We start from the raw sequence: 1,100 nt of genomic DNA on the forward strand, positions 1-1,100 counted from the left end.
CGGCCGCCGCCGGTTGCCGCGACTGACCCGGGCTGCCGCGACCGACGTCGACGGCCGCGTCAGGGCGCCTTTCGGCGTCGCGTCAGGGCGTGTTCCACGTCAGCAGCACCGGCGTCTCGCGCTCGTGGCCGAGAGTGGAGAGCCGAGCCGTCTCCAGCCGGAACAGCCGACCGTCCTCGGGCGGCAGCCCGAGCCAGCGGGCGGTGAGCACCCGCAGCAGGTGTCCGTGCGCGACCAGCACCACGTCGCGGCCGCCCGCCAGGACCGGCCGAGCCCGCTCCAGCACCCGGTCCACGCGGCGACCCACATCGGCGATCGACTCGCCCGGGTGCTCGGCATCGCCGGGGATCACGCCGTCGCGCCACAGATACCAACCGGGCACACTTTCGCGGATCTCGTCGGTGGTGATCCCCTCGTAGCCGCCGTAGTCCCACTCGACCAGATCGGGTTCGATCTCGGTGCCGGTGATCCCGGCCAGTTCGGCGGTGTGCCGGGCCCGCCCGAGCGGGCTCACCAAAGCGAGCCCGAAGGTTCGCCCCGCGAGGGCGTCCGCGACGGCCTTGGCCTGCGTCTCGCCCGCCGCGGTCAGGGCGATGTCGGTCAGACCCGTATGCCGCCCGGTCCTGCTCCACTCGGTCTCGCCGTGTCGCACGAGCATCAGTTCACTCATGTGATCCATCCCATCACGTGGCCTTGACGGCGGCGCGCCGACCGCTTAGTACTCTCCCTGAATGCTCGTAGCCGCCGCGGTAGTCCCGTGTCCCCCGATGATCGTGCCCGAGTTGGCCCGCGGGGCCGTCGCGGAGCTCGACGCCCTGCGCGCGGCATGTGACGAGGCGGTCGCCGAACTGGCGAGGGCCGCGCCCGACCGTCTGGTGGTGGTGGGCAACGGACCCACCGAGGCACTCCTGGACGCCGGTGGGATCGGCTCCTTCGCGCCCTACGGGGTCGACCTCGACGTGTGCCTGGGGGCGGGCTCGATCACGGCCCTGCCGCCCGCGCTGGCGATCGGCGCGTGGCTGCTCGCCCGTTCCGCGTGGGGTACGCCCGACAGCGCGCCCGGTCCGGTCTCCGGCGCCGTGGTGGCCGCCGACGCCGAT

Annotated in this window: 1 protein-coding gene and 1 pseudogene; one reads left to right on the forward strand and one right to left on the reverse strand. The window is 73.5% G+C overall.

Features of this window, described 5'->3' with window-relative positions; all coding sequences use genetic code 11:
• Window positions 1-82: 82 nt before the first annotated feature.
• Complete coding sequence (locus GT354_RS50415) at window positions 83-670, reverse strand: histidine phosphatase family protein (RefSeq protein ID WP_161364968.1); 588 nt, start codon at window positions 668-670, stop codon at window positions 83-85.
• A 61-nt stretch (window positions 671-731) separates the two neighbouring features.
• On the opposite strand from GT354_RS50415, the pseudogene GT354_RS50420 reads away from it, so the two are divergent.
• A pseudogene (locus GT354_RS50420) lies at window positions 732-1,100 on the forward strand (hypothetical protein); the annotation flags it as partial.

It is taken from the genome of Streptomyces sp. SID3343, assembly GCF_009865215.1.
Classification (GTDB): domain Bacteria; phylum Actinomycetota; class Actinomycetes; order Streptomycetales; family Streptomycetaceae; genus Embleya.